Source organism: Roseovarius sp. JB2-10 (assembly GCF_055693585.1).
Map to the genome: position 1 here is coordinate 1,955,142 of NZ_CM146337.1, position 23,659 is coordinate 1,978,800.

20 protein-coding genes and 2 pseudogenes are annotated in these 23,659 nt (G+C 54.6%); 14 read left to right on the plus strand and 8 right to left on the minus strand.

Features of this window, described 5'->3' with window-relative positions; all coding sequences use genetic code 11:
* The first annotated feature begins 86 nt into the window (after positions 1-86).
* Entirely contained in the window at positions 87-779 is a 693-nt protein-coding gene (locus tag ACZ1HJ_RS09795) for a CDP-alcohol phosphatidyltransferase family protein (RefSeq protein WP_472722105.1), read from the plus strand.
* Between the two features lie 14 nt (positions 780-793).
* Here the strand turns inward: ACZ1HJ_RS09795 and ACZ1HJ_RS09800 are convergent, their stop codons facing one another.
* Together ACZ1HJ_RS09800 and ACZ1HJ_RS09805 are read right to left on the minus strand one after the other, a co-directional pair.
* Positions 794-1,249, minus strand: coding sequence for a methylated-DNA--[protein]-cysteine S-methyltransferase (locus tag ACZ1HJ_RS09800; protein ID WP_472722188.1), 456 nt, complete (start codon positions 1,247-1,249; stop codon positions 794-796).
* A 765-nt stretch (positions 1,250-2,014) separates the two neighbouring features.
* The gene (locus tag ACZ1HJ_RS09805; protein ID WP_472722106.1) at positions 2,015-2,290 is read right to left on the minus strand and encodes a hypothetical protein; all 276 of its coding nucleotides are present in this window, start codon (positions 2,288-2,290) and stop codon (positions 2,015-2,017) included.
* Between the two features lie 60 nt (positions 2,291-2,350).
* On the opposite strand from ACZ1HJ_RS09805, the gene ACZ1HJ_RS09810 reads away from it, so the two are divergent.
* Genes ACZ1HJ_RS09810 through ACZ1HJ_RS09820 form a run of 3 tightly spaced genes read left to right on the plus strand, consistent with a single transcriptional unit; the run spans position 2,351 to position 3,977 of the window.
* Entirely contained in the window at positions 2,351-2,629 is a 279-nt protein-coding gene (locus ACZ1HJ_RS09810) for a hypothetical protein (RefSeq protein ID WP_472722107.1), read from the plus strand.
* Positions 2,592-3,761 carry a WD40 repeat domain-containing protein gene (locus tag ACZ1HJ_RS09815; RefSeq protein WP_472722108.1) on the plus strand — a complete coding sequence of 390 codons (1,170 nt, stop codon included), beginning with the start codon at positions 2,592-2,594 and terminating at the stop codon, positions 3,759-3,761. Before ACZ1HJ_RS09810 ends, ACZ1HJ_RS09815 begins: the two co-directional genes overlap by 38 nt.
* Before the next feature lie 36 nt (positions 3,762-3,797).
* On the plus strand, positions 3,798-3,977 hold the full coding sequence (locus tag ACZ1HJ_RS09820; RefSeq protein ID WP_472722109.1) for a hypothetical protein: 180 nt from the start codon (positions 3,798-3,800) through the stop codon (positions 3,975-3,977).
* Between the two features lie 41 nt (positions 3,978-4,018).
* Here ACZ1HJ_RS09820 and ACZ1HJ_RS09825 read toward each other — a convergent pair whose 3' ends face one another.
* A complete protein-coding gene (locus tag ACZ1HJ_RS09825) occupies positions 4,019-4,975 on the minus strand; it encodes a hypothetical protein (protein ID WP_472722110.1) in 957 nt (318 codons plus the stop codon).
* 56 nt (positions 4,976-5,031) lie between these two features.
* Here ACZ1HJ_RS09825 and rpoN point away from each other — a divergent pair, with 56 nt between their 5' ends.
* The 10 genes from rpoN to ACZ1HJ_RS09875 all read left to right on the plus strand — a co-directional run bounded on the left by rpoN (position 5,032) and on the right by ACZ1HJ_RS09875 (position 16,692).
* On the plus strand, positions 5,032-6,459 hold the full coding sequence (gene rpoN, locus ACZ1HJ_RS09830) for an RNA polymerase factor sigma-54 (RefSeq protein WP_472722111.1): 1,428 nt from the start codon (positions 5,032-5,034) through the stop codon (positions 6,457-6,459).
* Between the two features lie 102 nt (positions 6,460-6,561).
* Positions 6,562-7,104: a GNAT family N-acetyltransferase gene (locus ACZ1HJ_RS09835; protein ID WP_472722112.1), complete on the plus strand. Its 543-nt coding sequence runs from the start codon at positions 6,562-6,564 to the stop codon at positions 7,102-7,104.
* Positions 7,105-7,642: 538 nt separating this feature from the next.
* The gene (locus ACZ1HJ_RS09840; protein WP_472722113.1) at positions 7,643-9,307 is read left to right on the plus strand and encodes an aromatic/alkene/methane monooxygenase hydroxylase/oxygenase subunit alpha; all 1,665 of its coding nucleotides are present in this window, start codon (positions 7,643-7,645) and stop codon (positions 9,305-9,307) included.
* Positions 9,308-9,394: 87 nt separating this feature from the next.
* Positions 9,395-10,453 carry a 2Fe-2S iron-sulfur cluster-binding protein gene (locus tag ACZ1HJ_RS09845; protein WP_472722114.1) on the plus strand — a complete coding sequence of 353 codons (1,059 nt, stop codon included), beginning with the start codon at positions 9,395-9,397 and terminating at the stop codon, positions 10,451-10,453.
* 52 nt (positions 10,454-10,505) lie between these two features.
* On the plus strand, positions 10,506-11,570 hold the full coding sequence (locus ACZ1HJ_RS09850; RefSeq protein ID WP_472722115.1) for an aromatic/alkene monooxygenase hydroxylase subunit beta: 1,065 nt from the start codon (positions 10,506-10,508) through the stop codon (positions 11,568-11,570).
* Between the two features lie 18 nt (positions 11,571-11,588).
* Positions 11,589-11,960, plus strand: coding sequence for an MmoB/DmpM family protein (locus tag ACZ1HJ_RS09855; RefSeq protein ID WP_472722116.1), 372 nt, complete (start codon positions 11,589-11,591; stop codon positions 11,958-11,960).
* Between the two features lie 91 nt (positions 11,961-12,051).
* Positions 12,052-13,077 (plus strand): amidohydrolase family protein, encoded by a 1,026-nt coding sequence (locus ACZ1HJ_RS09860; RefSeq protein WP_472722117.1) that lies wholly within the window; start codon positions 12,052-12,054, stop codon positions 13,075-13,077.
* 4 nt (positions 13,078-13,081) lie between these two features.
* Entirely contained in the window at positions 13,082-13,897 is an 816-nt protein-coding gene (locus ACZ1HJ_RS09865; RefSeq protein WP_472722118.1) for a metal-sulfur cluster assembly factor, read from the plus strand.
* Positions 13,898-13,971: 74 nt separating this feature from the next.
* On the plus strand, positions 13,972-15,609 hold the full coding sequence (groEL, locus tag ACZ1HJ_RS09870) for a chaperonin GroEL (RefSeq protein WP_472722119.1): 1,638 nt from the start codon (positions 13,972-13,974) through the stop codon (positions 15,607-15,609).
* A gap of 39 nt (positions 15,610-15,648) precedes the next feature.
* A complete protein-coding gene (locus tag ACZ1HJ_RS09875) occupies positions 15,649-16,692 on the plus strand; it encodes an NAD(P)-dependent alcohol dehydrogenase (RefSeq protein ID WP_472722120.1) in 1,044 nt (347 codons plus the stop codon).
* 154 nt (positions 16,693-16,846) lie between these two features.
* Here ACZ1HJ_RS09875 and ACZ1HJ_RS09880 read toward each other — a convergent pair whose 3' ends face one another.
* From ACZ1HJ_RS09880 to ACZ1HJ_RS09900, 5 genes and pseudogenes are all read right to left on the minus strand, one after another.
* On the minus strand, positions 16,847-18,625 hold the full coding sequence (locus ACZ1HJ_RS09880; protein WP_472722121.1) for a sigma-54-dependent Fis family transcriptional regulator: 1,779 nt from the start codon (positions 18,623-18,625) through the stop codon (positions 16,847-16,849).
* Positions 18,626-18,936: 311 nt separating this feature from the next.
* Positions 18,937-19,419, minus strand: a complete 483-nt coding sequence (locus ACZ1HJ_RS09885) for a hypothetical protein (protein WP_472722122.1) — start codon at positions 19,417-19,419, stop codon at positions 18,937-18,939.
* Between the two features lie 659 nt (positions 19,420-20,078).
* A pseudogene (gene acs / locus ACZ1HJ_RS09890) lies at positions 20,079-22,027 on the minus strand (acetate--CoA ligase).
* Between the two features lie 101 nt (positions 22,028-22,128).
* Positions 22,129-22,884, minus strand: coding sequence for an ABC transporter ATP-binding protein (locus tag ACZ1HJ_RS09895; protein ID WP_472722189.1), 756 nt, complete (start codon positions 22,882-22,884; stop codon positions 22,129-22,131).
* A 27-nt stretch (positions 22,885-22,911) separates the two neighbouring features.
* A pseudogene (locus ACZ1HJ_RS09900) lies at positions 22,912-23,658 on the minus strand (ABC transporter ATP-binding protein); the annotation flags it as partial.
* Position 23,659 lies beyond the last annotated feature (1 nt).

Consider the following 23,659-nt stretch of genomic DNA (forward strand, 5'->3'; position numbering starts at 1 on the left):
CGGTAAATCTGTAAAACTGCCCGGCATTAAGAGGTGCCGGGCTTTTTCTTTTTGCATCTCCGGCCGCCATCCTGCATGTACTTGGGATGACACCAGAAATCCGCGCATTATCCGTTCATCTGTTCACGGCCACAGGCGCAGTCTTTGCCATGCTGGCCATGCTGGCAGCCGTCGACGGTAAGTGGAGCCTGATGTTCCTCTGGCTGGTGGTTGCCTTCATCGTGGATGGCATAGACGGACCCTTGGCGCGGAAATACGAGGTCAAGAAATACGCGGCCCAGTTCGATGGCAATATCCTCGATATGATCATCGATTACCTCACCTACATCTTCATTCCGGCCTTTGCGCTCTTCAAATCGGGGCTGTTGCCGGGGTGGACCGGGTGGTTCGCGATTATCGTCATCACCTTTTCCAGCGCGCTTTACCTTGTCGATACACGCATGAAAACAAAGGATAATTCCTTTTCCGGTTTTCCGGCGTGCTGGAACATGCTGGTGCTCGTTCTCTTTGCGGTCGAACCCAATTTCTGGATCAGCCTGGTGCTGGTGGCGGTATTGGCTGCGGCCATGTTCACGCCTCTCAAATTTGTACACCCGGTGCGCACGGAGCGTTGGCGGGTGTTGACCTTACCGATTGCATTGGCCTGGACGTTTTTTGCGGCATGGGCGGCGTGGGTGGATTTTCACCCGGAAAGTTGGGCGCATTGGGGTTTGGTAAGCACGTCAATTTACCTGATGTTTGCGGGCATCGCGCAACAGATCATCCCGGCCCGCACTTAACGGCACGTCGCGTGTCAGATCAACAGCCCACCGGCTTTTTCATGCTTCAGAAGCCAGACCTTGGTCTCCACCCCGCCCATGCCGGAAAACCCGCCAAGAGTTGAGGCACCAAGTACCCGGTGGCAGGGAATGATCACCGGGATCGGATTGCCGCCACAGGCCCCGCCAATGGCCTGCGCGGGCACGCCAAGCGCTGCGGCCAGATCGCCATAGGTTTTTGTCTCGCCCAGAGGGATCGTGGACATCGCGTCACAGACATCACGCTGGAAATCTGAGCCGTCGACATGGAGCGGCAGGTCAAATTCGGTGAGGGAACCGTCGAAATAGGCTTTGAGCTGGACAAGTGCGGCCTCGAGCTCGGGCGTAAGATCGCCCGACGGGTCGTCGACCCACCGAACACGAATGATCTTGCCGTCACGGGCGTCAACGGTCAGAGGACCAACGGGGGTATCAAGGCTTGCAGATGGCATGAGGGCAATGTGATGCCATAGCCACCGTCCTGCAACCCGGATCATGCGGAACGCCTATGGGCGGTGTGTTCAGAAGCGCCGGAGAATTCCGTTTTCGGTTAGTAGAGGAAAACTTTGAAAGTCAGGTCTTCTCGAATTCTGCTAAGAGGACATCACTGCCTTTTGCATATGCAAGCTATTGCCCGCGCAGAAATCCTTTGCGGTTGCATCAAGGCAATTGTGGCGCCGCGGCTAATTTTGTTGGAGCAGTCATTCAACTTACCCTGGCAGGTGACTTCCAAATCAATATTTCGCAGTCGTCTGGTTTAACGAGCGACGCGAGCATTTTGCGCACTTCCGCTGGCGCAAAAAACTGATCGCGTTGAATGTCTGTGCGGCTGTGGCAGGCATGTCTGATTCGATTTAGCGATTCTCACTTTGAAGCAAAAACGCTTGATTTGTAAAACTATGAAACCATCCCATTTTACACCTTCGTAACGTTTGTTGCCAAACTTCCGTGCGGCCCGCGGGAAAACGCAAAAAATGTTGTATTTTAAACGTTTAACTTTTGCCCGGAGTGGTGAAATGTTAATCATTTGACCCTGTTTCGGCATGCACAGACCGCGAGCCGAACGTAGTCAAAGGGGCGAACCCGACTTGGAAAACGGACGCGACGCGTTCTTGGGAAAATCGGTCCGACCAGCATTTCGCCCCGGGGGAGTATAAATGGAGAAACCGCGTCGGGACAGATTCCCATCGGCCGCTCTTGCGGGGCTTGCCGGGCGGTCAGTTGGGTCTACCCGAAGCCGGGGCATTGGGGAGGTTTTCCCAAATCAGGCCGATGTCATTTCGCATGTTCATATGTACGTCGCTCAAAATCTGGTCGCGCAGATCATCGGACAAACGGGCCAGTTCTTCCTGGGTTCGAACAAACGCAGTGGGGCAGGGATTGTTGGTTGCCTCTTGGGCGGCGAGCGTGAGCACACTGTTTGGTCCGGTGACGTCGAAACTGACCTGCGCCAGCTTGGAAAAGAAAACCTGGGTCGCGTCATTTTTCATCATTTGGCGATCCTCCTGCCAGTGCAAAAACAGTCCGCCAGCAATTTCATAGAGGATTGTTGAATGCCCGGTCAATCCGACGAAATCTCCATGTTGTTTGAGCGCCGGATGCAGGTGATCAACGAGCTTTCCAAAGAAAACGCTGGCTATTTGCGCCTGCTGCAACTGCGCAGCGGACAGGAAGTGCTCATGATGAAAGACCCGGATTCAAAGGAAACAACCGAAAGCCAAGTTGCTACAGAAGTCGAATTTGAGGGGTGTCAGGCCCGGATAGACGATTTGCAACTCATACTTTCCCGGATCGATGAACAGATCGAAGCGGCTGCGAAGAAGGAGAGATAGAATGGTGGAGAACAGCGCAGCAGGGCTATCTCTATTTGAATTACTTGCGCGTTACTGGAGCGTCGACGGAAAGGTTGTAGAGGTTGTCTTCAACCACGATGATACAGCCGCGATCTTCAGGCTGGGTACGGGTCAAGTAAGTCTGGCGTCGATCAAGGATGCCGAAAGCCCGAAAATTCGGACGCGCATGGATCTCGAAACCGGACGAACCACAATCCGACCGAGGGAAAATCCCGTAACTCCTCTCATAACACCGCAAACCAAGGCCCGGACGGATCTCCCTGTCGCGCGCTTTGGGTCGCAAGGCTTTGCGATTGTCGATCTGAACGGTGCTGTGCAGCAAGTCACCGCCGGGGGAAACGTGGTGGACCGTCTTAAACCAGAGAGCATCGATATTACGTCGATGTGCAGCAGCAATGCCGGCGAGACGCTGACTCTGGCGCGGCAAAACCAGATTACACTCCATGACACGAGCGACATGGACGTTGTGGCGAAGCTGGCGTTGGATCATCCGGTAAACTGCAAGGCAATTTCATCAGATGCCCGCACGCTTGCGGCATGGGGCGACAAAAAACTGAGTTTGATTGACCTTCGAAACCCGACCGCCAGCCCACGCGAGATCGAATGTGATGGCGATATCACCGAAATCAGTTGGCGAAAATCGGGAAGCCACCTGTCATGCGCGTCGGCTGACAACAGCTTTTACATCGTGGACTGCACCACCGGAGCCTCTCAACGGGTCGAAGGCTATCCAATGGCGGTCCGCAACACCGCCTTTAGTGAGCCGAGCAATGCTCTTGTGACGTCCGGGGCCTTTCGGCTGGCTGGTTGGGACAGCAACGACCTACCTGCGAATGATTTGCCCGGCACCCCATTGACGACGGGAAAGCCAGGTTTTGTTGCGATCAACACAATTTCGGCGCACCCCGACCGTCCGCTGGTGGCGAGCGGGTATACCAACGGCTTGCTGACGATCGCCAGCATCGGGAGTGAGCAGGAAATGATGTTGCACCAGGAAAACGCAACCGAGGTGAGCTGCCTGTGTTGGTCAAAAACCGGTGAGCATCTTGCAGTTGGCTATGCCTCGGGAAAGGCCGCACTCATCACGTTCCCGGCACAAATGTTCAAATGACCAGAACCAGAACAAACGACAAAAAGGAGAGGAACCATGACCGAAAAACTGTCATCCGAAGAACAGAGCAAAGACAAGTATTTTGCCCGGTTATCAACCATTTCGACCGAAATGATCGAAGAACATGGCAAGGATTTTGCAACTGGTGCGTTGATCATGGCCGCACAATGGATCGCGCAGGGCCGGATGGGCGCAGATACCCAAACCGAACACTAAGGCGTTGCACGGGTTTTTGTGCAGGTGGGTTTCGGGACGCGTTAGTGAATGTGATGCGACAATGGCGCATCCTGCAACTCGCTGTTTGTGAGCGTCCAGCGCAGTTGATCGACAGTGATTTCGGATATGCGCGCCGTCAAGCGCCCCAACTCATCGTCGGATACTGACGGGGCACTCTGATTGATCGCTTTCAGATCCTCGCCAAAATTTTTCGTCAAGCCATGGGAATAGGCACACATTTCTTGAAGACGCAGGGTCACATAATAAAGGCAGTCTTGGGTTGCGCGGAATTTTCCCGCGTTCATTCCCTTGCCTTTTGCGCCGGGCGCACGAAACGACGAATGAACCGCCGTGCCCAGGATCGCTTTCACCTTTTTGCACCACGCCGCGTATTCCCCGCTTTGGTCGAATTCCAGACCCGCGCGATAGAGCTGCTCGCTCACGGCCTTAAACGCACGTCCGCCCGCAATATGGCGCCGCCAGAATTCATTAGCCTCTTCAATCGTTGCGCATTCGGTAAATCGCGCAGCCAGTTTCGGGCGCGAAATAAACGCCAATGCCATGTCGATGTCTTCGGAAATGCTGCGGGCTATTTGCATGGATGGCGTTGGCAGTTCGACGAGGAAAAGCAACCTGATTGCATCGAGTTGTTCGATCATCCGAAATGTCAGCGCATGCAAGGCGCGCCATTGCGGGGTGGTCAATCTGGTATCAGTCATTTTGATCGCCAGCTCGGCACTGGCATTGAGCGAGGCCACCCAGATCGCGGCCTGTTCGAACATGAAAAACTGATCGACCGGGCCGCTGTCTACTTCAGAGCTTTGGCATCCAATACTGTCAGCCCCTCTGAAACGGCCGATCGTGTTGCGCCAGATTTTGTCGAGGTCCAACCCGCGGGACGACCACATTTGACGGGTGCGGGCCATCAATTGCGGAGATACGCCCGGATAGTTTGCCTCAAAAGGCACGAAGGTCGAAGAGTTGAAACGGGCTGGCATCGTAAGTTCGATCCTATTGGGGTGACCCAAGACTATCAGCGATCAGAGACGCGACAATGCCTGAAATGCCGGGCGAGTCTTACCGCGCATGCAGCTGCAACACTTCAGCCGCCAGATTCTTTTGCATGGGTAACGTGATGCGATCAGGGTATGTCTATGCGACGCGGCAGAGCAAGATGCTCAATCATACCATGATGCAAGCCGTGAAGATCATGCGGATGAGTCAGGTCGATCTGTATGAGTTTCTGGCGGAAACCATTGAACGTAACCCCTTTTTGGAAGTTGAAGACGGTACACTGGCCATCTTGCAGCGATCGGAAAACGGAGACCTGCCGGAGATTGCCAGCGAAACCCGGACCAGTCTTTATCGCCATCTTGCCGATCAATTTTGGCGGATAGCGCCGCCAGAGGATGAATTACGGGTTGCCTTCGCCTTCCTACATGAGATCGACCCAAATGGATGGTTAACAGTGCCTGTTGAACACATCGCTAGGATCAACGGTTTTGATCTTGAGATGTGCAACACTATGTTGGCGCGCCTGCAAACGTTGGAACCTGCGGGGGTTTTCGCGCGCAATCTGGCAGAATGTCTGCGACTTCAGGCGATTGACCAGGAATTGTTCGATGACGTCATGGCAAGCGTGATCGCAAATCTTGACACGTTGGCGGATCAGGGTTTGGAAAGTCTGGCAAGACGGCTGCAAGTAGACGTTAAGAATGTGGCGCTGCGTCTGGACCAAATTCGCCGCATGAACCCCAAGCCCGGCGCGATCTTCGGGTTCGATGATGCTCAACTCACTGAGAGTGATATTGTGTTGAATGTCACAGATCAGGGTGTGACTTGTGAGTTGCCTATATCCAGCTATCCAACAGTTCACGCGTCATCCGGGATCGAATTTGGAGTGCATGACAAGGGTACGTGTCTGGGCGAGTTGAAAGCACTGCTAGCCGAAGCCAAAGCGGTGCAAGGCGCCGTTGAGATGCGAAAGGCCACCACATTGGCGGTCGTCGCGGCGGTCTTTGCCCGCCAGCGTAAGTTTCTCCGTCATGGTTACGGCGCCCTAACGCCCATGCAAATGAGTGACATAGCCGACGATATTGATGTGAGTGAAGCCACCGTAAGCCGCATCGTATCTGGCGTGACCATTCAATGCCCACAGGGGCGCATCATATTGAAATCTCTTTTTTGCAGTTCAGTGTCCTATAGCAGCCAACCCCGTACCAAGCACGTGGTGTTGAACATTATTAAGACCCTGATCGCCAGTGAGGATAAGGCATCACCCCTCAGTGATTGTCGGATCACCTATTTGGTACAGGCTTCCGGCCTGGAAGTCTCACGGCGCACGGTGTCCAAATACCGCCAGTCGCTGGGATTTGCGCCACCGGCCATTCGACGAAAAAATGCCAGGTTGTCTCAACTGTTGGGACACGCACGATCTGCTGGTGGTCCAAAGCATTTGCATGGCCATAACAACGCCGAATGAGGTCAATCTGGAAGCGCCGTGGATGTTGGGTTTGATGTTTGATCCAAATGCCACCGGTTGACAGTCATACCGAGAATTAGAAACCGCGGAGGTGCTGTTTGAATGGTTGAAAAACATGTCACTCTGAGGCCCTACACAAACGCGGATGCCAAGGCGCTCGCTCAGGCCCTTGAGGACCCCGAACTGCTGAGCTGGCTTGCGGCATTGCCGATCCCTTTGGATTCGGAGGCATGTGAAAAGTACATGAATTTCCTCGGTGACCCGGACGTGCGTGCCTGCGTCATATGTCTGGATGATGCGCCGGTGGGATCGGTCAGTTTAGGGGCTGAGCTATCCTTCTGGATGAAGCGCGAATGTCACGGGCAGGGTTTGGGCTTATGGGCTGTGCGACGTTTTCTCGAGCAGCAGCCAGCTGTGACTGAAACTTTGACGGCCTGCTGTATGCGCGAAAACCTATCTGCGATCGCGATTTTAAAGAGACTTGGGTTTGAGGCTACGGACCTTCCTTTCAGAAGGTTTTCGTTTGCGCACGGGCACGCGGTCGATTTCCTGCGTTATCACTTACACCGTTCTCAAAAAGGTTCTGCGCGGCCCAAAAAACTGGACCAAGGTTTGAAGCAGATGTCGCCATCTGACCAATCGTGAAACTGCCCGCCAAACGGGGCCGGGAAATTGGTGTAACGCTGGGGAAGGTGTTGGCTTGTAACAGCTCCCGCACTGTAAAATGTGTAAAGAAATGGAACGGTTTTTCGTGCAACGCGCGGCACTGGATTGACCCATTTTGAACAGATGCACGCTCGGGCGATCACCAAAAATTAAAAAAATATATTCTAAACAATTACTTGAAAGATTTTTTGATCTTTTTTTAAGTTTTTCCTTCTCGCACCCCCGTTTTGGCACGGCACTTGCAACTACCCCAGCATAACGCCGTGTTTCCGACGACAAAGGAAACCACCAAGAACGAAGGAACAGGGAGGAGACGACCGCGGATAAACCGGGGCTTGCAAAATTGTCGCTCTGCACGTGGGTCGTCACACTCTCAAACCTTTGCCGTGACCCGAACGACCGGGTCCCGTGACCGCAGCGATAGAGCTGGGTTTCGGGACTTCGGTCGACCCAAATGACAGCATCCGCTGTCGCCAACAGACCGATAGACCGGTCAAAGCTAAAGGAGTCTCATGGCATGGCGATTACGCTAAACAAAATAACATCCCAACGGGGAATCTCGGTGGGGGAGGCCACCAAGAAGATCTCAGATCTGGGCTGGAACCCCAGCTATGTGCAGGAAGCCAGTACATTCCCGACGGACTATAAAATTACCAAAGCCCCGCGCGACCCGATGAAGCAGGTTCTGCGCTCCTACTTTCCGATGGAAGAGGAAAAGGACAACCGGGTTTATGGCGCATTGGATGCCGCCCTTCGCGGGGACATGTTCCGCAATGTTGAACCGCGCTGGATCGAATGGATGAAGCTGTTCCTGGCGATCATCCCGTTCCCAGAAATTTCGGCTGCCCGCTCGATGGCGATGGTAGCGCGTCTGGCACCGGGCGAAGACCTGCGCACCGGCTTTACAATGCAGATGGTCGATGAATTCCGTCACTCCACGATTCAGATGAACCTGAAGAAATGGTACATGGAAAACTATATCGACCCGGCGGGGTTCGACATCACCGAAGAAGCGTTCGGTAAGTGCTACGCGACAACCATTGGCCGTCAGTTTGGCGAAGGGTTCCTGACCGGCGACACGATGACCGCAGCGTGCATGTATCTGACCGTTGTGGCCGAAACCGCGTTCACCAATACGCTGTTTGTTGCGATGCCTTCGGAGGCCGCCCGGAATGGTGACTATGCGCTTCCAACGGTGTTCTTGTCGGTTCAATCGGACGAAAGCCGTCATATTGGCAATGGGCATTCGCTGCTGATGGCTGCGCTGAAAGAGCCAGAGAACCATTTGCTGCTTGAACGCGATCTGCGGTATGCCTTCTGGCAGAACCACGCCATTGTTGACGCCGCAATTGGTACGTTCATCGAATACGGCACCACCAACCGCGACAAGGAGAAGGAATCCTACGCGGAAATGTGGCATCGCTGGATCTTCGAAGATTACTACCGGACGTACATGCTGCCGCTTGAGAAGTATGGCGTGAAAGTACATCACGACGATGTACAGGAAGCCTGGAAGCGGATTACCGAAAAGAACTATGTGCACAAGGTGGCGCAGTTCTTCGCGGTCGGCTGGCCGGTCAACTTCTGGCGGATTGAAGCCCAGACCGAGAAAGACTTTGAATGGTTTGAGCACAAATATCCGGGTTGGTACGCTGAATTCGGCGACTTCTGGAAATGGTATGCCAAGCTGAGCGTTCCCGGACAGAAGGTCATCACCTTCAACGAAGAGGTCGGATATGTCTATCCGCACCGGTGCTGGTCATGCCTGGTGCCATGCCTGATCCGTGAGGACATGGTGGTCGATGAAATCGACGGGCAGTTGCACACCTTTGCGCATGAACTGGATCGGTGGACTGCTGTCGAGGCATTTGCTGACGAATATCAGGGCCGCCCAACACCGGCCATGGGCAAATTCTCGGGCAAGCGGGAGTGGGAAACCGTTTATGACGGTTGGGATCTGGCAGATGCCATTACGGATCTCAACTTTGTTCGTGATGACGGCAAAACCCTGGTGCCGCAACCGCATCTGCGTTTCGACGACAAGGACATGTGGACACTGGACGATGTACGTGGCCACACCCTTGGGTCGCCACTGAACGCCCTGCGCGGGATGTCGGAAACCGATCGCGAGGCCCATCTGGCCGAGTATCGCGCTGGTTTCACCATCAATCCTTGCAACTAAACCAACTGCAGGGGCCTGAACTGGCCCCTGCCACCCACTGAATTGACGCAAGCCGAAGCGGAGCTGGGGCATGGGGGAACTCGATACATGAGCGACGTATACAACGTCAGGCTGGAGCCGGTAGGCGTCGAGTTTGAGGTGGAAGAAGATGAAACCATCCTGGACGCAGCATTCCGACAAGGCATCGCTTTGCCGCATGGCTGCAAGGAAGGACAGTGTTCCGCCTGCAAATGCGTCCGGCTTGATGGCGAAACGGAGATGCTGAAATACTCCACATTTGCGCTCAACGATTTTGAGAAAGATAGCGGGCACATCCTGATGTGCCGAACGCTTGCCTATAGTGATGTCGAAATCGAGCTTCTGAATTACGACGAAGAGGTTTTGTCGAAATCCATTCCGGTCAAGTCGTTTGACGGTCAGATTGTTGATTTCCAAAAACTAACCCATGACATCCGCGGTGTTGAAATTGAAATTGATACACCGCTCAAATTTTGGGCGGGTCAATATGTCGACATCACGGTTACCCCCGAAAATGGGGAGGAGATTACACGCTCGTTCTCCATGGCAAATTCGCCGGGCGAAGCCCAAAAACTCTCGTTCATCATCAAAAAATACCCGGACGGACGGTTCTCGAACGAGCTCGACGCAGGAGGCATCCAAAAAGGCGCCAAAGTCAGCCTCAGAGGACCCTACGGAATGTGTTTCCGACGCGAAGACCGAGAAGGACCCGTAATTCTGGTCGGCGCCGGATCGGGGATGTCGCCGGTATGGTCGATCCTGCATGACCAACTGGCCTGTGGAGAAGGCCGTCCGATCCTGTTTTTCTACGGTGCGCGTACTCAGGACGATCTCTTCAAGCTTGAGGAAATTGATGAACTGATCAAGGCGAACCCTTCGGTCGAATTCATCCCGGTACTTAGCCACGCAGATGATGACGCAAGCTGGAGTGGGGAGCGCGGCTTTGTGCATGAATGCGTGGATAGCCGTCTCAAGGAGATGGACCTCGAAGGCGAAGGTGACGTTTACGCCTGCGGCCCGCCGCCAATGATTGATGCTCTGACGCCTGTACTTTTTATGAACGACTTCGAAATGGAGCGCATTTTCTTCGACAAGTTCACACCGACTTCCGGTTCATCGGCTCACTGATGTTTGGGCTGATCGCTAGTCATGTGAATGAAATCAACCAAGGGAGGCTACAATGGTAGCTACATCAAGTTCCGTCGGTTCCGGTGCAGCGGGTGCTGCGACATTCGTTGGATCGAACAGCCGCAAATACAACTACTACGAACCCAGGGGCAAACGCGCGACGCATTACGAAGACGTCACTGTGGACGTGCAACCGGATCCCGAACGCTACCTGATTCAGAACTGGATTATCGAGTTCGATGGTGGCAAGGGCGGCGGCGCATACCAAAAAGAATTTACCCAGGCACGCAGTTCCAACTGGCATGCTTTCCGTGCGCCGGATCAGGAATGGGAACGCACCCATTACCAGCGTCAGTCGAAGATTTGCACGATGGTTCAAACCGTCATTGCAAACGCCCGTAAAGCAGGGGCGCACGCCGCTTTTGACAAAACCTGGAATCGTATTTTGCAAGCCCATCTTGGTGCGTGGAAACATGCCGAATTCGGTCTCGGTACATCGCTGATGCAAGCGCAGCGCTATGGCTACACCCAGATGATCAACAACGCGACGTTGACCAACTCTTCCTACAAGCTGCGTCTGGCGCAGGACATCACGCTCTATCTTGCCGAAATCGGGATGGATATCGACGGATGGGATGACGAACTGGGCAAAAAGTTCTGGCTGGAAGATCCCATTTGGCAACCGACCCGGGAAGCCATTGAATCGATCATGGGGTCCGAAGATTATCTGGAGCAATATTTCGCGATCAACCTCGTCTTTGAACCACTGGTCGGTGAATTGTTCCGTTCGGGTTTCCTGATGCAAGCCGCCGCGGCAAATAACGACTTTGTCACGCCACCGGTGATTTCAGCCGCCGAGGCGGACTACGAGCGGAATTTGGCGAACACAATCGACCTGATGTACCTGTTGGCCAGTGACGAAGAACATGGCGCACATAACAAGACGCTGTTCCAGTCATGGGTCAAGAAACACGGTGCTCTGGCTGACAAAGCCGCGCTGGCGCTTCAGCCGATCTGGTCGCAACCGCATTCCAAGCCTGTCTCATTCGAAGATGTCAAAGCCGTCTCGAACGAACGTGTTGGTCAAATTCTGACCGAACTCGGCCTGAGCCGCTAATTCAAAGGAGTACCGTAAATGTCAAATGTAGCGCGTGACGCGACAAACACGAACATCTTCAAATCCATGAAGGATATCAGGTTCGAACAAACCATTTCGCACCAGTGCGGCGTGACCATGAACGACTCGGTTGAGGCGCGGGCGATCGCTGAATTCATGAATGAAGACCCCAAGGTGACGATCACCCATAACCCGGCGACGATCCGCATCGACGGAGAGGGAAAACTGGTCTTCAAAATGGATGAAATCAGTGACTTTCTGGGCCGTGAGATGACGGCTGAAACCTTCGAAGTGAACACATCTACTCACTATGGGCGGATGGTCCGGGTTGATGACAACACCGTCGTTCTCTTTGGCAACATGGATGACGTGCTCGAATACGTCGAGTAACGGCGCCCGTTGGCGCGCTTCCGGGCTCGACCCTGGGCGCGCGCCAGATCTTACAACGCCCGAATTCCCTACACGATCTTTGGAGGACAAAATGTTCAAAACGAAATCCGGCAAGGAAATTTTCATCGTCGACGGCCACACCCATTTCTGGGACGGAAGCCCGGAAAACCAAAGCAATGTTCATGGCAAGCAATTCATTGATTGCTTTTACGCCTATCACACAAACCTGAGCCCGCCCGAGCAGTTGTGGGAGAAATCCCGGTTCGAGAAATATTCCGAGGATGATGTTTACCGCGATCTGTTTATCGATGGCCCCGACGATGTGGCGATCATTCAGTCAACATATCTGAAAGACTTCTACAAGAATGGGTTTTCCAGCATTGAACGCAGCACCACGATGGCCGCCCGCCATCCCGAACGCTTTATCGTGAACGGTTCCTTCGACCCGCGCGACGGAAACAAGGCGTTGGAATACATCCACTACATGAAGGAAAACTTCGATATCCAGGGCGTGAAAATGTACACCGCCGAATGGAACGGAGACAGCAAAGGCTGGGCGTTGAACGATCCGGAGGCTTACAAGTGTTTTGAGCTTTGTGACAAACTGGGCATCAAGAACATTCATGTTCACAAGGGGCCGACGATCATCCCGCTCAACAAGGATGCATTTGATGTCCACGACGTGGATCATGCCGCCACCGATTTCCAGAACCTCAACTGGATCATCGAACATTGCGGATTGCCGCGGCTGGATGACTTCTGCTGGATCGCGACGCAGGAAACCAATGTCTATGCCGGCCTCGCTGTCGCCATGCCGTTCATCCACACCCGGCCGCGCTACTTCGCCGAAGTGATGGCGGAACTCCTTTTCTGGATTGGTGAAGACAAGATCCTGTTCGGGTCGGACTATGCGATCTGGACGCCACAATGGCTGGTCGAAAAGTTCTGGGATTTCCAAATTCACGAGGACATTTCAGCTGAACGCGTCGGCGTGCAATTGACGGATGAGGTCAAGGAAAAAATCCTCGGTCTCAACGCGGCAGCACTTTACGACATAGATGTTGAGGCCAAGAAAAAGGAACTGAGCAGCGCCCCGGTTCAGATCGCGGCGGAATAGTCGGATGTTTCTGAAGTTTCAGGAAACTGAGTTGGTTGCCGAGATCTGGGAATGCCTTGAGCATGTCACAGACCCCGAACTCGACGAGCCCGTCACGGATATGGGCTTCGTCGAGAAGATCTCGGTTGATCAACAAGACAATAGGGTGGAAGTCGAGTTTCGGCTTCCTACCTACTGGTGCTCGCCAAACTTCGCGTTCCTCATGGCGTTCGACATCCACAATGCCGTCTCGGTGCTACCTTGGGTTACGGGGGTTGGGGTGACGCTCAATGACCATTGCTTTGCTGACCGGGTTAATGACGGCGTGAATGGTGGTAGGGATTTCGCAAACGTCTTCTCGGAGTTTTGCGACGGCGAAAATCTGGAAGCGGTACGCCTCAAGTTTCTGGAAAAAGCTTACATGCGGCGTCAGGAAACCATTCTGCTGGCGTTGAATGCCGGAGGATTTCCCGCGTCTGATATTGTCGGCATGACGCTGGAGACCTTTGACGCAATCCCATTCAGCGGCCACGACGAAGCCAAGCAGAAACCCCGATACCGGTCACTTTTGATGTCGCGGCGATTGGCAGAAAACCCAGGAGATCTGGCATTTCCCACCTGGAACGGTGAGCCACTGACCGAAACTGGACTGCGCGATTACATGGCCCGGCTGCGCGGTGTCCGGATCAATATGGAATTTAACGGAGCCCTTTGCCGAGGGCTGCAATCAACCCGCTACAAAGAGGTCGAGATTGGCAAAGATGGGCCAGGATTGATCGATTTTATCCAGAACCGTGTCCCGCCTCGGGATAGCGACAAGAACCCATTGGCAACCAATTAGTCGAACCGAAAACCACGTGCCAGACATAGAAAATCAACAAATCGGGCCTGTGCGCCTGTCAGGGAGATTACACAATGGCCAAACTTCTTACTCATAACGGAACCGCACGGCAGGCGCTGGCCCAAGGCGTGTTGAAACTAGCGGCAGCGGTAGAGCCCACCCTTGGCCCCAAGGGGCTGAACGCAATGATCGACCGGCCAGTCGGAACGCCGCTCGTTACTCGGGATGGCGTTACGATTGCGTCCGAAATCGAATTGAAGGACCGCTTTGAAAATATGGGTGCGCAAGTCGTGCGTGAAGTGTCCATGCAGACCAACGAAGTGGCCGGGGATGGAACGACCACAGCGATAGTGCTGGCCAATGCGCTGGTTCAGCAAGGCGTCAAAATCACCGAGCAGGGCGTGAAGCCGGTTGATCTTTGCAGGGGTATCGAAATTGCCGTTGAACGGATCATCGAGGGGCTGGATGAGACCTCGCGATCCTGTGACGACAATCCCGATTACCTCGCGGCGGTCGCGCGGGTTTCTGCGACGGATCCTGAATTGGGTTCACTCGTGGCCGAAGCCTATCGGCGTGTCGGCAAAGAGGGTGTGATCAGCGCCGATTTTTCGGTCACCATCGACACCACACTCGAAGTTGTCGAGGGCATGTCATTTGATCGTGGCTATATCTCGCATCACATGGTGACTGATCAGGACAACATGGAAGCGATTTTGGACAATCCGCTGATCCTGATGACGGATCAGAAAATCCTGCATCCGGATATCCTGCAAAATGCGCGCGGGATAGCCGATGAGAAAAACCGCCCCTTGCTGATCATCGCAGAAGAAATAGCGCCCGAAGTCGTGATTAGCCTGATGGACAGCGGCGGAGCTGGAAAATACCTGATTGTTCACCCCCCGGAATATGGCCATTGGCGGTCGGCAATGATGGACGATCTGGCCATTCTGACCGGAGGCCAGGTTTTGGCCCGCGACCTTGGTAAGAAGATCGAAAACGTGACACCCGACCAATTGGGTGGCGCGCTGAAGGTCAAGGTCAGCTCGTCCCAGACCAGCATCATCCGGGGTGAAGGTGATCCGGCAAATATCAAAGCGCGCCGCGATCAGGTGCAACGCCAGTACGATGTGGCCCCACCCAACATCGAACAAGACAAGTTGCGCGAACGGATCTCGAAATTGTCTGGCGGCACCGCTGTGATTTATGCAGGCGGTTTCACACCGGTGGAGCAAAAGCGCAAAATCCAGTTGATCGAAGACGCGCTCTGCGCAGTTCAGGCCGCCGCAGAAGACGGCGTAGTGGCCGGCGGTGGTACGGCGCTGGCCCAGATCGGAGCGGTTTTAGATGATCTGACCCTGGCCAACGAAGGCGACGTTAGCAAGGGCGTTGATCTGGTGCGGTCGGTTCTGACCCGGCCGGTGGAACGGATCGCCAGCAATGCCGGCGCCGATCCATGCGCCGTTGTGGCTTCGGTGATCTCGGCGCAGGCCGGGCACGGGTATGACGCCAATAGTGGCGAATTTCGCGACATGTTCCAATCAGGGATCATCGACCCTGCACGGGTCACAGCCAGCGCATTGGTGAACGCAACCTCGGTCGCAACGCTTATCCTGACAACGGAAACTCTGGTTGGTGATCTCGAAGAAGGTGAAGCCGATCCCACGGCGGGGGCGGCTTTGGGCGGCGGTGCTGAGTTGCTTGGTCGGGCTTGACCCAATCTTTAGCCCAACAGGAATAGGAGGAAGCCTCTCATGAAAGCGGCAAGGCTATACGAATACGATCCCGCAATGAACGTCGAACTCAAGATCGAAGACGTCGCGGAACCCACGGTCAATTCTGCAGATCAGGTGATTGTGAAAGTGGGTGCGGCAGGGCTGTGCCGCACGGACCTGCATATTATCGAAGGTGTCTGGAAGGATATCATGGACGTTGAGGGCAGCCTTTTGCCCTATGTCATGGGTCACGAAAACGCAGGTTGGGTGGAGGATGTTGGTAGTAATGTGACCTCCGTCAAGCCGGGAGATGCCGTCATTTGCCACCCGCATCGGAGTTGCGGTATCTGCCTCAATTGCCGCTATGGACATGATATGTATTGCGATCATGGCCTATTCCCGGGGCTGGGGCTGGATGGTGGTTTTGCTGAGTATTTCATCACCAATGAAAGCTCTTTGATCAAGCTGAACACCAATATAACCCCGCTTGATGTGGCCCCGATGGCCGATGCGGGTATCACCGCCTACCGCGCTGCAAAACGCGCGGCGGGACTTGTGTATCCGGGAGCTTATGTCACGGTTCTCGGCGTCGGTGGTCTGGGACATATCGCACTTCAATGTCTCAAACACTTATGCGGTGCGCGCGTTATTGCGGTGGACCGTGAGCCAGGCGCACAGGCCCTGGCCAAGGAATTGGGCGCGGACATTGTTCTGGACGGCGGACCCGACCTGATCGAACAGATTAAAGATGCCACCGGTGGCGGAAGTCATGTGGTCATCGATTTTGTCGGCGAACTGGGTGTCGAAAATATCTGTTGGAAACTTCTGCGGCAGGGTGGTGAGTTGATTGTTGTCGGCTACGGCGGAACGATCGAAGTGCCGACCGTGGAACTGGTGGTCAATGAGATCAAAATCGGCGGCAGTCTGGTTGGTGACTATACAGAGCTTGTAGAATTGATGGAGCTGAATGCCGACGGGTTGGTGAAGATGCATTACACCGAGTATTCACTTGCGAATATCAACACAGCCATCGATGACTTCAAGAACCGTCGCTTTACCGGTCGCGGGGTCATAGTCCCCTGAAGTGACCTGGTGGCGTTGATCTGGCTGGCCACTTTCCCACCAGCCAGATCAACAATTTATCTCTGAAATCGCTAACGCAAACGCCAGATGGGTGTGCGCGCACGTCCTGAAAACCCCAACCAAACTCTGTTGTACCGCCAAGCAATTCAGTGGCTTACTTCCCGCGGCTCAGACCGTACTGCCGAATTTTCCGATAAAGAGTGGGGCGGGAAATTCCCAACTGCGCCGCCGCTTTGGTCAGATTGCCGTGTTGCTGGTCAATCGTGCGTTGGATCGCCAGTGACTCGACCTCGTTGAGATCAAGATTTGTATTTGCTCTGGGCCTGACATCCCCAGAAAGGAAAACACTGCTCTCGGGCTGCGATATTTCGTCCGGTAGATCAGACAAAGCAACCGTATCGCCACTGTGCAACAGACACATACGTTCGATTGTGTTCCGAAGCTCCCTGACATTCCCCGGCCAAGAATATTCGCGAAACGCCTTGATGACGTCCATGTCAAAGATCAGCGGTGCTCGGCCAAACTTTTCCGAAAGCGTCAAATTGAAATGGTCCATCAGGATGTTGATATCCCTGCCGCGCTCACGCAGTGGCGGCACATCAATAACGATTGTGCCGATACGGTAGAATAGATCACGGCGGAATTGACCGGATTCGATATCCTGGCGCAAATTCCGGTTGGTCATGGCGATCAGCTGAACACTGATCGGGCGACGTCTGTCACAGCCGATCCGATAGACCGCGCGCTGTTCCAGCGTTCGCAACAGGTAGGTCTGCAATTCCGGGGGCATGTCGCCAATTTCATCCAGACACAGAACGCCACCATTAGCCTGTTCGAATTTACCAGACTTGCCTTCACGCAATGCCCCGGTAAACGCGCCAGCAACATGACCAAAAAGTTCTCCGCCGATCAACTCACCGGAAATCGCCGCGCAGTTCACAGCGACATAGGGCGAGTTTTCTTTGGCATGATGACTATGGATCAACCGCGCAAACAGTTCTTTGCCGACACCGGTTTCACCCTGCACAAGAACCGTCACATTGGCCAAGGCCGCCCGGCGTGCAAATTCGATTGCTTCCAGCATTTTGGGGCATTCGCCGAGAATGGCAATTTCATCCTCCTGAATACCAGCACGCGGTTTGATCGTAATGCCTCTGGGTCTGGCAGGTAACGGTGGGGCGAATTTGTTCGGTAGGATCAACGCTGCGCCCTGAACTTCGCCGCCAGATTTCAGGAGGTCAATTGCCGTCGCGGTTAGGTTCGCCGGAAGAGCCGCAGCCAGTTCGCCGTCGGTCATATTGGGTTTGAAGTTCAGCAATTGCCGACCGATGGGCAAATCAACCTTGCTATCGTCCGGCGCCTTATCGGTATTCCGGCTGAATACGATCCGTCCGGATCCATTCAAAATCACAATTGCCTCATCAGCATCATGGGTCTTGGGCAAGTCTATGTAGGCTTCCAATAGTTTTGTGCGTTCTTCGCGCTGTTGTTCAGCCAAAGCGATCTCGATTTCCCGCGCCGCTGCGACGACAAGCGCGACGTTATGCGGTTGGAAAATGTCAGGTGGCCCCGAGAGATCAACAACCCCGATGATGGATCTGTCCAATGGGTCGAATACGGGAACGCCGGCACATGTCCAGGATTGAATGCCCTGGCAGAAATGTTCGCTTGCATGGACATAAGTGGGTTTGCCGGTTCGTAACGCCGTGCCAATGCCGTTTGTCCCGATGACATCCTCGTTCCAGACGCCACCAATTTCCAGTTGGATTTCCCGGCCGGCATCTAGTGTCTTGTGGTCGCCCGTGGCGTCGATGATCGTTCCTGTGTGATCCGTTAGGATCAGAATTGCACCAGATTCTGCCAGATGCGGTGCCAAACGCAAAAAGGCCGCGTTGGCGGCCTGGCAGAGTGATCGGTTTTTTCGGCGGAGCACAAAAACATCGTCTTTGTCGACCTTTTCCGGAGTGGCAACAGCCAGTGCGCTAATGCCGGAATCCGTGCAGCGCGCCCAAGATTCAAGGATTTCTGAGCGAACCGCTTTCTCTATTTCTGCGGTGGCATGCCCTCGTTCAACAAATTTTTCCCATGCGTTGGTCGTTTTGTGCTGAGATTGTCGAACCTCTGGCGTGGCAATTTCTGCCTGCAAGCGTCTTTTCGTGTCAAAGTAGGTTGTTCGCATACGTCACCTTTAGTTGAGTGACCATAGCTTCGCCTATCGCGAGACAGCAAAACCGTGGCCTCTGTTCAAAGATCGAGGCGCTCCGAAATCACGCAAACGAACTTCTTCTCAATGTCGTCGGACTCAATGATGACCCCATTGAGGTCACCAAGAAGTCTTTCGGTTTCTTCGTCCAACGGCGAGACGAAACCATTCTCCTTTGTGGCAAGAGCAAAGAATTTTTGACCACTTTTCGTGCGCATCTGTCCAAGAAATCGCATTTGTTTGCTGGTATTGTTGTCCACCACGATCACGCGTCCATTCAGGGTGACCCGAGCGACAGGATCTGGCGCCGAGGGCTCACGTGTGTCGCCCATAATGTGTATATGCAATCCATCGGGCTTCGGGCCTTCCTTTGCTTTTGCATTGGCGGCGCGAGATCGCGAAAACTGACCTCCGCTGATCTGATCGGCAAGTTTGTGAATAGTTGCTTTGTTTTCATCAATGATCCGCTTGCACGCGACATCTTCGCGCCTTGGCCCATCACTCTTCGAGAAAATATCAACCAATTTAGCCTCCCGCAAATTCGTTGCTACAATGCGTTCCGTTGCTGGTCCTGGGGACGGGATAAATCAAATCAAAGTTTTAAACAGGCGAGACTCTAGGTCCGGCATTGTTTCATCCAGTTCACAGGTTAACCTAGCGTCAACCAACGTATCCTGTCTAGAAATTTCGGCTCAAACATCAATAAAATATGACTCTAGGCGGCCTCAGTCATAGCGAAATTTTGCCGAAAGCTGGTGATCGACCCCTAGCGGCCAACAGCAATTTTATGACCAATCTCGCCCAAACTTTTTCTGGTAACAAAGTCAGATTACTAGATTTTTTACTGTGAATTTCATGACCTACCAAAGCTGACTGACAAGAAAAACAACGGTGACCGCTCGGGTGCAAAGCGAATATGGCGCCGTTAGCGCTCGCAGCGCGTTTGGACGCGTTTTGGGGCGCTTTCCCAGGTCGGAAGGGTCTGTATCGTTCCCTTTGGACGTCATTTTACATGCATTCACTTCGCATTATCGTTGACCCAAACCACGTACTCAAACAGTTCTTTAAAGCCAAATTAGGGGCAGTCCCGTCCTCCTGTGCCTGTTGGCTCGAAGTAGAAATTCACCGTAAAAAAGCCCCGCCGAAATCGACGGGGCTTTCTAATTTAACCAGATAAACTTGACTAGTCGCGGTTCATTCGGTTTTCGATCAGGTCATCCACGACGGACGGATCGGCCAAAGTGGATGTATCCCCAAGTGCGCCATAGTCATCCTCGGCGATCTTGCGCAGGATGCGGCGCATGATTTTGCCTGAGCGGGTTTTGGGCAGGCCTGGGGCCCATTGGATCAGGTCGGGCGATGCAATGGGGCCGATTTCCTGGCGGACCCAGTTGCGCAGCTCGGTCTTGAGTTCATCGGTGTATTCCTCACCGCCCATCAGGGTGACGTAGCAATAGATGCCCTGGCCCTTGACCTTGTGCGGATAGCCCACCACGGCGCTTTCCGACACTTTCGGATGCGCGACCAGGGCGCTTTCCACCTCGGCCGTGCCCATGCGGTGGCCCGAAACGTTGATGACGTCATCGACTCGGCCGGTGATCCAATAGTCGCCATCGGCATCGCGTTTGCAGCCATCACCGGTGAAATAGTAGCCCTTGTAGTCCGAGAAATAGGTCTTCTCGAACCGCTCATGATCGCCCCAAACGGTGCGCATCTGACCGGGCCAGCTGTCGCGGATGCAGAGCACGCCTTCGACGTCATTGCCGCTTACCTCTTCACCGGAGGTCGGCTCCAGCACGACGGGTTCGATACCGAAAAATGGCTTCATGGCCGAGCCGGGCTTGGTCGCATGCGCGCCGGGCAGGGGGTCATCAGGTGGCCACCGGTTTCGGTCTGCCACCAGGTGTCGACGATGGGGCAACGCCCGCCGCCGACAACTTCGTTATACCAGTTCCAGGCCTCGGGGTTGATCGGCTCACCCACGGTGCCCAGCACTTTGAGGCTGCTCAGGTCACACCCTTCGACAAAGGAATTGCCCTGACCCATCAGCGCCCGAATGGCGGTGGGGGCGGTGTAGAACTGGTTGACCTTGTGTTTTTCACAGACTTGCCAGAAACGGCTGGCATCGGGATAGGTCGGCACGCCTTCGAACATCAGCGTGGTCGCACCATTCGCCAGCGGACCATAGACGATATAGCTGTGGCCGGTGACCCAGCCCACGTCCGCCGTGCACCAATAGATGTCGCCATCGTGGTAATCGAAGGTTATCTCATGCGTCATCGAGGCATAGACCAGATAGCCGCCCGTGGTGTGCACCACGCCCTTTGGCGCGCCGGTGGAGCCGGATGTGTAGAGGATAAAGAGCGGGTCTTCGGCATCCATCGGCTCGGGCGGGCAATCGGCGCTGACGCTGGCCTGCACCTCATGCAGCCAGTGATCGCGACCTTCCTGCATGGCCACATCGCCACCGGTGCGCTGGACCACCAGCATCTTGCAATCATGGTCCACATTGGCCAGCGCCTTGTCGGCATTGACCTTGAGGGCCGTGTTGCGACCGCCGCGCGGGGCCTCATCGGCAGTGATCAGTAGCTTGGCCTCTGATCCGCCCACGCGGGCGGCCAGGGCATCGGGCGAAAACCCGGCGAAAACAATGGAATGGATGGCACCGATCCGGGCACAGGCCAGCATGGCATAGGCGGCCTCGGGGATCATCGGCATATAGAGCACCACGCGGTCGCCTTTGCCCACGCCGAGCGCCTTATAGGCATTGGCCATCTTGCAGACGTTTTCATGCAGCTGGCTATAGGTGATGTGCTGCGCGGCCTCATCGGGGCTGTCGGGCTCCCAGATGATGGCGGTTTGGTCACCGCGCGTGGCCAGATGGCGATCCACACAGTTGGCCGCGATGTTCAACTGGCCGTCTTCGAACCATTTGATCGAGACATTGCCAAACTCATAGCTGACGTCTTTGACCTTGGTGAAAGGTTTGATCCAGTCAACGCGTTTGGCCTGCTCGGCCCAAAAGGCATCGGGGTCTTTGATCGATGCAGCATACATCGCGTCGTATTTGGCGGTGTCGATCAGGGCGTTTTTTGCGAAATCGGCGGAGGGCGGATTTATAGTGTCGGTCATCTCTGTCCCTTAATTTTCTTTTTTGCAGGTGTCGGCCGCGTGGCCGTATATGCACGCGCCCCGAACCCGTCGGTCAACAATCCGGGGCGACGTTAAATGTTTTAGATCGCCAGATATTCGGCGCGCAACTCTTCGTTCTCGAGAACTTCTGAGGCGGTACCGTCAAAGGCGATGCCTCCTGTATCCAGAATGATGCAGCGATCTGCAAGTTCCAGCGCGCGCACGGCGTTCTGTTCCACGAGGATTGTTGTGATGCCCTGTTCTTTGATGATGCGCAGGGTTTTTTCGATCTCATCCACGATCACCGGTGCAAGCCCTTCATAGGGTTCATCCAGCAACAAAACCTTGATGTCACGTGCCAAGGCCCGCGCCACGGCCAGCATCTGCTGCTCACCGCCCGAAAGGGTCACACCCTCTTGCTTGCGGCGTTCCTTGAGGCGCGGGAAAAGTTCGTACAGACGCTCAATCGACCAGCCAATAGGGGGTGCGATCTGGGCCAGTTGCAGATTTTCTTCAACCGTGAGGCCCGGAATGATCCGGCGATCTTCGGGCACAAGACCGATACCCGCGGTGGATGCCTCGTGGCTTTTCATCTTGTGCAGCGGCTGATGGTCCAGCCAGATTTCGCCGTGGTTCAACTGAGGGTCATCCATCCGCGCGATGGACCGCAGCGTCGTGGTTTTGCCCGCACCGTTCCGGCCAAGCAAAGCCAGGATTTCGCCTTCGTGCACGTTGAAGCTGATATCCTGAACAATATAGCTCTCGCCATAATAGGACTGCATGCCCCAGACCGACAGAAAGGCTGGGGCCGTTTGTGCCGCATTCTGGCCTTTGGAGAATTCAGGTTTAGCGTTCATCTCTTCACTCCCCATGATCAAGCCGAACTCACCAAGATACGCTTCGCGCACCTTGGGATGGCCCTTGATGTTGTCTGGTGTGTCTTCAACCAATGGCGACCCCTGAGCCAGAACGGTGATCCGTTGCGCCAGGCTGAACACAACATGCATGTCGTGTTCAATGATCGCGATTGTGATATCGCGCTCGTCGCTGATCTGTTGCAGCAGATCAATCGTGTTGTTGGTGTCCGCCCGCGCCATACCGGCGGTTGGCTCGTCCAGCAACAACAGACGCGGGTTCTGGCTGAGACACATACCGATTTCCAACCGACGCTTGTCGCCCCGGCTCATCGAGGCGGCGTGCATATGCCGCTTGTCGGCCATGTTCAGGCTTTCGAGCATATCTTCGGCCTGATCGATGATCGACTTTTCGTTCGACGAGTTTTCAATCGCATGCATACGGAACGCGCCATCCCGTTTGGCAAAGATCGGGATCATCATGTTTTCCAACACGCTCAGATCACCGAAGATTTCGGGTGTCTGAAACACGCGGGAAATGCCCATCTGGCAAATCTCGTAGGGCTTACGCCCCAGAACCGATTGACCGTCAAAGCTGACGCTGCCCGTATCCGGGATCAGTTTGCCGATCAGGACGTTCAGCAGCGTGGATTTACCCGCGCCATTGGGGCCGATGATCGCGTGCACACTGTTTTCCGCGACACTCAGGTTGACGTCGCCGAGCGCCTGCAGACCGCCGAAACGCTTGTTGACGTTTTTGACTTCAAGGATGCCCATG

Excerpts from the sequence above, each read along its gene's own strand:
- ACZ1HJ_RS09795 (WP_472722105.1), top strand. The coding sequence starts at position 87 with ATGACACCAGAAATCCGCGCATTATCCGTTCATCTGTTCACGGCCACA.
- ACZ1HJ_RS09800 (WP_472722188.1), bottom strand. The coding sequence starts at position 1,249 with ATGCCATCTGCAAGCCTTGATACCCCCGTTGGTCCTCTGACCGTTGAC.
- ACZ1HJ_RS09805 (WP_472722106.1), bottom strand. The coding sequence starts at position 2,290 with ATGATGAAAAATGACGCGACCCAGGTTTTCTTTTCCAAGCTGGCGCAG.
- ACZ1HJ_RS09810 (WP_472722107.1), top strand. The coding sequence starts at position 2,351 with ATGCCCGGTCAATCCGACGAAATCTCCATGTTGTTTGAGCGCCGGATG.
- ACZ1HJ_RS09815 (WP_472722108.1), top strand. The coding sequence starts at position 2,592 with ATGAACAGATCGAAGCGGCTGCGAAGAAGGAGAGATAGAATGGTGGAG.
- ACZ1HJ_RS09820 (WP_472722109.1), top strand. The coding sequence starts at position 3,798 with ATGACCGAAAAACTGTCATCCGAAGAACAGAGCAAAGACAAGTATTTT.
- ACZ1HJ_RS09825 (WP_472722110.1), bottom strand. The coding sequence starts at position 4,975 with ATGCCAGCCCGTTTCAACTCTTCGACCTTCGTGCCTTTTGAGGCAAAC.
- rpoN (WP_472722111.1), top strand. The coding sequence starts at position 5,032 with ATGCCTGAAATGCCGGGCGAGTCTTACCGCGCATGCAGCTGCAACACT.
- ACZ1HJ_RS09835 (WP_472722112.1), top strand. The coding sequence starts at position 6,562 with ATGGTTGAAAAACATGTCACTCTGAGGCCCTACACAAACGCGGATGCC.
- ACZ1HJ_RS09840 (WP_472722113.1), top strand. The coding sequence starts at position 7,643 with ATGGCGATTACGCTAAACAAAATAACATCCCAACGGGGAATCTCGGTG.
- ACZ1HJ_RS09845 (WP_472722114.1), top strand. The coding sequence starts at position 9,395 with ATGAGCGACGTATACAACGTCAGGCTGGAGCCGGTAGGCGTCGAGTTT.
- ACZ1HJ_RS09850 (WP_472722115.1), top strand. The coding sequence starts at position 10,506 with ATGGTAGCTACATCAAGTTCCGTCGGTTCCGGTGCAGCGGGTGCTGCG.
- ACZ1HJ_RS09855 (WP_472722116.1), top strand. The coding sequence starts at position 11,589 with ATGTCAAATGTAGCGCGTGACGCGACAAACACGAACATCTTCAAATCC.
- ACZ1HJ_RS09860 (WP_472722117.1), top strand. The coding sequence starts at position 12,052 with ATGTTCAAAACGAAATCCGGCAAGGAAATTTTCATCGTCGACGGCCAC.
- ACZ1HJ_RS09865 (WP_472722118.1), top strand. The coding sequence starts at position 13,082 with ATGTTTCTGAAGTTTCAGGAAACTGAGTTGGTTGCCGAGATCTGGGAA.
- groEL (WP_472722119.1), top strand. The coding sequence starts at position 13,972 with ATGGCCAAACTTCTTACTCATAACGGAACCGCACGGCAGGCGCTGGCC.
- ACZ1HJ_RS09875 (WP_472722120.1), top strand. The coding sequence starts at position 15,649 with ATGAAAGCGGCAAGGCTATACGAATACGATCCCGCAATGAACGTCGAA.
- ACZ1HJ_RS09895 (WP_472722189.1), bottom strand. The coding sequence starts at position 22,884 with ATGAACGCTAAACCTGAATTCTCCAAAGGCCAGAATGCGGCACAAACG.